This is a genomic window from Arthrobacter sp. H20 (genome assembly GCF_000520515.1).
In the GTDB taxonomy this organism is placed as follows: domain Bacteria; phylum Actinomycetota; class Actinomycetes; order Actinomycetales; family Micrococcaceae; genus Arthrobacter_D.
In genome coordinates this window covers 5,177-13,357 of the sequence record NZ_KI914736.1, presented here as the reverse complement: position 1 = coordinate 13,357, position 8,181 = coordinate 5,177, and the positions used below count along the sequence as shown (strand labels likewise).

Sequence of the window (8,181 nt, the reverse complement as noted above, 5' to 3'; positions counted from 1 at the left end):
GGTACCCGACGCCGCGACGAGCGTCACGCGGCCGGGAAGGGTCAGCGCTCCACTGGCCTCCTCATCGGCGGCGCACTGCTGGGGTTGCTGGCCTTGGGCCTACTTATTTGGGGCCTGGTCGCGCTGATCGGCGGCCTGACGTCGTCGCCGGAGTCGGAACCGGTCAGCAATGGCACGCCGGGAGCCGATGGCATCATCGCCGAGAACGTCCTGCCCCTCGACATTGAGGAGGGCCAGTGCCTCAGGGACTTCGTTGACATCAACAGCGCATCGACAGTGGTGACCTGTTCAACTCCTCACAACGCCCAGCTGCTCGCCACCGAGTTCTACGCCGACGACGACGAATTCCCCGGCGACGATGCCCTGGCACTCCGTGCGCAGGAGGTGTGCGACGGAGTCAATCTCGACGAGGGGGCCGCCGCAAGTTACGAGAACCTCGAGCTGCTCCGCGTCACCCCACGGCAAGGAGCCTGGTCGGACGGTGACCGCCGGGTGGACTGCCTGGTCACCAGCGATGAGGGCAATGTAATTAGCGAGACCCTCATCAACAACTAGCCGTTCTCCAAGGCCGCCGCTGCCACGCTGAGACCATCGGCGTCGCTGGCACGATCCACCAAGACCGTGTCCCCATCGTTGATGGTTCCCGCCAGAATGCCTCGCGCCAGACGGTCGCCAATCTCGCGCTGCACCAGGCGGCGTAGTGGCCGCGCCCCGTAGGCGGGGTCAAAGCCCGTGAGGGCCAGCCACCCGCGTGCTGCGTCAGTGACTGACAGGACAAGCCGTCGCTCGTTCAGTCGGGAGGCGAGCGACTGCACCTGCAGGTCGACGATACGGGAGAGCTCTGCCAGGTTCAGCGCGTCAAAGAGGACGACGTCGTCGAGCCGGTTCAGGAACTCGGGCTTGAAACTCGAGTTCACCACAGCCATCACAGCATCGCGTTTCGCCGAATCCGACATGGCTGGATCAACCAGGAACTGGGATCCGAGGTTGGACGTCAATACGAGGATGACGTTGCGGAAGTCTACTGTGCGGCCCTGCCCATCGGTGAGGCGGCCGTCGTCAAGCACCTGCAACAGGATGTCGAAGACCTCGGGGTGCGCCTTTTCCACTTCGTCGAGCAGCAACACACTGTAGGGACGACGACGCACCGCCTCAGTGAGCTGCCCGCCTTCCTCATAGCCGACGTAGCCGGGAGGCGCGCCGACCAAGCGGGAGACCGAGTGCTTCTCGGAGTATTCGGACATGTCGATTCGTACCATCGCATGCTCGTCGTCGAACAGGAAATCAGCGAGGGCCTTAGCGAGCTCGGTCTTCCCCACCCCGGTAGGCCCGAGGAAGAGGAACGAGCCGGTGGGCCGGTCGGGGTCGGAGATCCCGGCGCGGGCGCGACGCACCGCATCCGAGACCGTTGCTACCGCCTTGGACTGCCCGATCAGCCGGGAGCCGATGACCTGTTCCATCTGCAGGAGCTTCTGGCTCTCGCCCTGCAGCATGCGCCCGGCAGGAATGCCGGTCCAGGCGGAGATCACCTCAGCAATGTCGACGGCCGTGACATCCTCGGCGACCATGGGCAGGGGCATGTTCTCGGGTTCGGCCGCCTGCTCCGCATCGAGCTCCCGCTGCACTGAAGGAATCTCACCGTAGAGCAGCCGGGAGGCATGCTCCAGATCGCCGTCGCGCTGGGCGCGCTCGGCCTGCGAGCGCAGATCCTCAAGGGTGGCCTTGAGGTCACCCGTCCGGTTGAGGCCAGCCTTCTCCGCCTCCCAGCGTGCGTTGAGCGCAGCGAGTTGTTCTTTCTGATCGGCCATGTCAGCGCGCAGGGCGTGCAGCCGGTCCCGGGAGGCGTCATCGCTCTCCCCCGCGAGCGCCAACTCCTCCATGGTCAGCCGATCGACCGATCGCCGCAGCTGATCGATTTCCTCGGGCGCCGAGTCGATCTCCATCCGCAGCCGGGAGGCGGCCTCATCCACCAGGTCGATCGCCTTGTCCGGGAGGCGTCGTCCGGTGATATACCGGTTGGACAGGGTTGCCGCTGCCACCAGGGCGGAGTCGGCGATGGTCACCTTGTGGTGCGCCTCGTAGCGCTCCTTGAGGCCACGGAGGATGCCGATGGTGTCCTCAACACTGGGTTCACCGACGTAGACCTGCTGAAAACGTCGTTCCAGGGCGGCGTCCTTTTCGACGTTCTTGCGGTACTCATCAAGGGTGGTGGCACCAATGAGGCGGAGCTCGCCGCGCGCCAGCATCGGTTTGAGCATGTTGCCAGCGTCCATCGACCCCTCGGAGGCGCCTGCACCCACCACCGTATGGAGCTCATCAATGAAGGTCACTACCTGACCGTTGGCGGCCTTGATTTCCTCGAGGACCGCCTTCAGGCGTTCCTCAAACTCACCCCGGTATTTGGCACCGGCGATCATCGACCCCAGGTCCAGACTGATCAGCGTTTTGTCCCGCAGCGACTCGGGTACGTCCCCGGCGACGATCCGCTGGGCCAGACCCTCGACCACAGCTGTCTTTCCCACCCCCGGTTCACCAATGAGGACCGGATTGTTCTTGGTGCGGCGGGACAGCACCTGGATCACCCGGCGGATCTCGCTATCCCGGCCGATCACTGGATCGAGCTTGCCCGACCGGGCGATCTCGGTCAGATCCACGCCGAACTTCTCCAGGGCCTGGAACGTGGTCTCCGGGTCAGGGGTGGTCACCCGCCGGTCGCCTCGGATGCCCGGCAGCGCGGCCGCAAGCGCCTCCCGTGACGCTCCAGCACCGCGCAGGATGGTTCCCGTTGCACCGACGCTCGCCGCCACGCCGAGGAGGAGGTGCTCGGTGGAAATGAAGCTGTCCCCCAGCGTTTCGGCTTCCTGTTGCGCGGCCTTGATGGCATGCAGCGTGTCGCGGGAAAATTGGGCCTGTGCTGTCGAAGTGCCCGACGACGACGGCAGGGACTTGATCGCCGCACTGGCCCGGGTGCTGACCGCCTCGGGGTCAGCGCCCGTAGCTTTGATCAGGGCTACCGCAACGCCGTCGCGCTGGTCCATCAACGCCTTCAGCAGGTGCGATGGTTCAACCTGGGGGTTGCCCGCGGTCGAGGCATTCATGGCTGCGGCGGACAGCGCTTCCTGACTTTTGGTGGTGAACTTGGCGTCCATAACTCAACCTTTCAAGCAGCAATTACCTAAGTTGAGTCTACCTCGCTCAACTTAGGTTCGGCGCACGGCCGCAGCTGGTTCGCTGACAGCATACGATTCCCTGCACCGGCCCCAGTAGAGCACTCCTGCTCTCCGACGGGTAGGGGATTAAGCCTCTCTTCCCTGCGAAACCCACTTCGGATCGGCGCTCCGATCACCGACGACGAGGGCGGCCGCACCGTCGAGCACGTCGAGCTGAGCCTCGGAGAGAGACAGTGCAGCAGCACCGGCGTTCTCGTCGATGCGCTCGGGTTTGCGAGTGCCGGGGATGGGGACCGCTGGCAGCGCAAACCGGCGGCCCTGCGCGGCGAGCCAGGCGAGCGCAACCTGCGCTGCCGTGGCACCCGTATCAGCAGCAACCGCCTGGACCGCTTCCACCACTACCGCGTTGGCGGTCATGGCGTCAGCGCCGAACCGCGGTACCCGGTGGCGGAAGTCGCCGTCGCCCAGTGTGTCCGCCTGAACCATGCCGGTCAGAAAACCTCGCCCCAGCGGTGAATAGGGGACAAATCCCACGCCCAGCTGGGCTGCCATCGGCACGACCAGCGCCTCCACATCCCGGCTCCAAATCGACCATTCGCTCTGCACCGCCGTAATCGGATGGACGGCGTGCGCTGCCTGAAGTTCAGCGGCGGTGACCTCGGACAGACCGAGGTGGCGCACCTTGCCCGCTGTGACCAGCTCGGCCATGGCTCCTACCGTCTCCTCGATGGGGACGCGGGTGTCGCGCCGGTGCAGGTAGTAAAGATCGATGACATCAATTCCGAGCCGGCCCAGGCTCGCCTCCGCGGCAGACCGCACATAGGCAGCGTCGCCGCGGATTCCGGAATAGCCCTGGGCAGGACTTCCCTGGATCCCAAACTTGGTAGCGAGCTCTACCTCGCCGCGCCGGTGTCGGATCAGCTGGGAAATCAGCATTGCTGCCTCCGCCGTAGACATCGGCGGTGTCGATGAAGGTCACCCCGGCGTCCACCGCGTGGTGAAGGGTCGCTAACGCCTGCTGCTCATCCAGACCACCGTAGACGTCGGTCAGGGCCATGCCGCCAAAACCCTGCGCGCTGACGGTAAGCCCTGCAGCAAGTTCAATCCGGGAAAGAGTCATAGTCGCCACCCTTAGCCCTGCAGCTGCGTGAATCAAGAGTTGGCTGCAGATCGGCCACGAATCGCTGATCCGCTGGTAGTTTTAGTACCACGACTTGGGGGGAGAATACCAGGTTGGTAGCGTTAACAGGCCCGTCGCACCCTTACCCTCGCACGAACCTGCACTGTTCAGTTGTACACCGACGCGGCGTCAATCAACGGTTAGGCAGATGATGAGTCAAACGATCAAAACTCGCCCGGACTCCCCCGGCGAGGACAGTCCGGAGCCACAAACCAGAGTCAACAAGACTGTCTTCATTGGGTCCGCCGTCGGGATTCTGGCGATTACGGCGTGGGCCATTATTGCCCCCGACAACGCCGGAGCGGTGATCGGTACCCTGGTGACCTGGGTATCTGTGAACATGGGCTGGTACTACTTTCTGGTCGCCACCCTCGTGGTCGTCTTCGTCCTGGTTGCTGCACTGACCCGGGTTGGGAAGATCAGGCTAGGGCCGGACCACTCCAAACCCCAGTTCAGCATGTTCACCTGGGCGGCAATGCTATTCGCCGCCGGTATTGGCATCGATCTGATGTTCTTCTCAGTGGCCGAACCCCTCACCCAGTATCTGGCCCCGCCGCAGGGGTCGGGGGAAACCGTCGAAGCCGCCCAGCAGGCGCTCGTCTGGACCCTGTTCCACTACGGCATCACCGGGTGGGCGCTTTACGCACTGATGGGTCTGGCCCTCGGGTTCTTTGCCTACCGGCATAACCTGCCCCTGAGCATCCGCAGCGCGCTGTACCCCATCTTCGGCAGGAAGGTGGAGGGACCGCTGGGTCACACAGTGGATATCGCGGCCCTCCTCGGCACCATCTTCGGCATCGCTACCTCCCTCGGCATCGGCGTCGTGCAGCTGAACTACGGACTGACCCTGATGTTCGGTCTGCCGGAAAACCTGGCGGTCCAAATAGGCCTCATCACCGTAGCTGTGCTGATGGCAGTTGCTTCGACGGTTTCGGGTGTCGAGAAGGGTATCCGGCGACTGTCCGAGCTCAACGTCCTCCTGGCCGCCTCACTGATGCTTTTCATCCTGATCTCCGGTAAGACCAGCTTCCTGTTGGACGGGATCATTCAGAACACCGGCGACGTGCTCAGTCAGTTCCCCGGCATGACCATGGACACCTTTGCTTATGACCGCCCCGACGCCTGGCTCAGCGGCTGGACCCTGTTCTTCTGGGCCTGGTGGATCGCCTGGGCACCCTTCGTTGGGCTCTTCCTCGCACGGATCTCACGGGGCCGCACCATCCGTCAGTTCGTTCTGGGCGTCATGATCGTCCCCTTCACGTTCATCCTGCTGTGGATCTCGATCTTCGGCAACAGTGCACTGGACATTGTGATGTCCGGCAACACCGAATTCGGCGAGGTGGGGATGAACCAGCCGGAACGTGCGTTCTACGGACTGCTGGAACAATATCCAATGGCGCCTCTGATCATTGCTATCGCCACCTTCACCGGCCTCCTGTTCTACGTGACGTCAGCGGACTCCGGTGCCCTGGTGATGGCCAACTTCACCTCCCACCTCAAGGACGCCAACTCCGACGGACCCAAATGGCTCCGGGTGTTCTGGGCATTGGTCACCGGTGCGTTGACCCTGGCGATGCTCTCGGTCGATGGAGTTCTTACGCTCCAGAACGCCACAGTAGTGATGGGGCTACCGCTCTCGATTCTGCTGCTGTTCATCATGTACGGGCTGTATAAGGCGCTGAAGGTGGAGAGCTCACGGATGGATAGTTACCGGACGTCGCTGCCGGGGATCATCTCCAGCAGGTCCGGCAGCGAAGCACGCGGCGGACGCAGTTGGCGCCAGCGGCTGGCCCACGTCCTGACCTATCCGGGCCGCAGGCAGGCCCAGAAGTTCATTGACGAGGTTGCCTATCCCGCGCTGCAGGAAGTTCACGACGAACTCGCTGCACAGGGTGCCGACGTCGCACTGACCCCCGGCAACGCTGGCCCGGGCGGAGTTGGCCACGTGGACCTGACCGTCAGTCTGGGCAGCGAACGCGCGTTCAAATACCAGGTTTATCCGGTGCAGTACGACACTCCGTCCTACGCGCTCAAGAGCGCTTCGACCACTGACAAGTACTACCGCATGGAGGTCTTTTCCCTCGAGGGGAGCAATGGATACGACCTCCTGGGGTACACCAAGGAGCAGGTCATCACTGATGTGCTCGATCACTATGAGACACATCTGGAATTCCTTCACAGCAACCGTGCATCGCCCGGCAACACAGCGATCGCTGAAGACCACCTGGCTTCCGACAACTGGGAAGCCGACTTCACCAAGCCCGAGGAGCGCTCATGACTACCGCGACACTATTCATTGATGGCATCTGGGTCCCGGCGTCGGACGGCGGCACCCGGCAGATCCATTGCCCGGCTGACGGCACCCTGGTGGGCACGGTTTCGGAGGGGACAGCCGACGACGCCGCCGCGGCGATCGCTGCCGCGCGCTCGGCCTTCGACCGCGGGGAATGGGCAGCCGTTCCCGCCCCGGAGCGCGGTGATTTCCTGTTGAAGGTGGCTGCCCGGCTGAAGGAACGCAAAGCAGAATTTGCCCGTGCTGAAACCATGGACACCGGCAAGCGACTGGTCGAGAGTGAAATCGACATGGACGACATCATTGGTTGCTTCACCTACTTCGGCAAGCTCGCCGGCCAGAACCAGGGCCGGTTGGTGGACCCGGGAGATGCATCAGTGGTCAGCCGGATCGAATATGAGCCAGTGGGCGTCTGCGCCCTGATCTCACCCTGGAACTATCCGTTGCTGCAGTCCGCCTGGAAGATCGCACCAGCACTGGCCGCTGGCTGCACCTTCGTCCTGAAGCCCAGCGAACTCACACCCCACACCTGCATGCTCATGATGGACGTGTTCGAAGAGCTGGGGCTGCCCCAGGGTGTGGCGAACCTGGTGCTCGGCGCCGGGGCTACCGTCGGGGCGCCGCTTTCGGAGCACGCCGACGTCGACTTGGTCTCCTTCACCGGTGGACTCGAGACCGGCAAGAGAATCGCTGCCGCAGCATCGGCCACAGTGAAAAAAGTAGCCCTCGAACTCGGCGGGAAGAACCCCAACGTTGTCTTTGCCGATGCCGACTTTGATGCTGCACTCGACAACGCACTGAACGCCGCATTTGTGCATTCCGGCCAGGTCTGTTCGGCAGGCGCCCGCCTGATCGTCGAGGAACCCATCGCTGAACGCTTTGTCGATGAACTGGTACGGCGCGCGCAACTGATCCGTCTCGGCGGTCCATTCGACCAGGGCGCTGAGACCGGGCCGCTGATCTCAGCCGCGCACCGCGACAAGGTCACCAGTTACGTCGACAAGGGGGTCGCCGAAGGCGCCCGGCTGCGCTGCGGCGGCACGTGGGGCACCGGAGATTTGGAGAAGGGCTTCTACTACGCGCCCACAGTGCTCGACCAGGTGGAACGCGGCATGTCAGTGGTCGTCGACGAAGCTTTCGGCCCAGTGGTCACCGTTGAGACGTTCAACGGGGAAGACGAGGCTGTGGCGATCGGCAACGACACCCACTACGGTCTCGCCGGGGCGGTCTGGAGCCAGGACGCCGGGAAGTCCCAGCGGATCGCCAGGCGGCTGCGCCATGGCACCATCTGGATCAACGACTTCCATCCCTACCTGCCGCAGGCCGAGTGGGGCGGCTTCGGCCAGTCTGGAGTGGGCCGTGAACTGGGGCCCACCGGCCTGTCCGAATACCAGGAAGCCAAGCACATTTACCACAACATCGATCCGCAGGTCACCGGCTGGTTTGCGGACCACAAAGAGGAGCAGTGACGGTGACTGACCACTTCGAGAAGACCGACTTCGACTACATAGTGGTGGGCGGCGGTTCCGCCGGAGCCG

General features: G+C 63.6%; 3 protein-coding genes and 2 pseudogenes. 3 read left to right on the top strand and 2 right to left on the bottom strand.

Going from position 1 to position 8,181, the window contains the following annotated elements; translation table 11 throughout:
* A pseudogene (locus Y703_RS20940) lies at nucleotides 1–555 on the top strand (septum formation family protein); the annotation flags it as partial.
* On the opposite strand, the gene clpB reads toward Y703_RS20940, so the two are convergent.
* Nucleotides 552–3,149: an ATP-dependent chaperone ClpB gene (clpB, locus tag Y703_RS0111515; protein ID WP_026552814.1), complete on the bottom strand. Its 2,598-nt coding sequence runs from the start codon at nucleotides 3,147–3,149 to the stop codon at nucleotides 552–554. The pseudogene Y703_RS20940 and the gene clpB sit on opposite strands and share 4 nt — an antisense overlap.
* A 147-nt stretch (nucleotides 3,150–3,296) precedes the next feature.
* A pseudogene (locus tag Y703_RS19545) lies at nucleotides 3,297–4,290 on the bottom strand (aldo/keto reductase).
* A gap of 208 nt (nucleotides 4,291–4,498) precedes the next feature.
* On the opposite strand from Y703_RS19545, the gene betT reads away from it, so the two are divergent.
* Together betT and Y703_RS0111500 are read left to right on the top strand one after the other, a co-directional pair.
* Nucleotides 4,499–6,628 (top strand): choline BCCT transporter BetT, encoded by a 2,130-nt coding sequence (gene betT / locus Y703_RS0111505; protein WP_026552813.1) that lies wholly within the window; start codon nucleotides 4,499–4,501, stop codon nucleotides 6,626–6,628.
* Nucleotides 6,625–8,112, top strand: coding sequence for an aldehyde dehydrogenase family protein (locus Y703_RS0111500; protein WP_026552812.1), 1,488 nt, complete (start codon nucleotides 6,625–6,627; stop codon nucleotides 8,110–8,112). Before betT ends, Y703_RS0111500 begins: the two co-directional genes overlap by 4 nt.
* The last annotated feature ends 69 nt before the right edge of the window (nucleotides 8,113–8,181 follow it).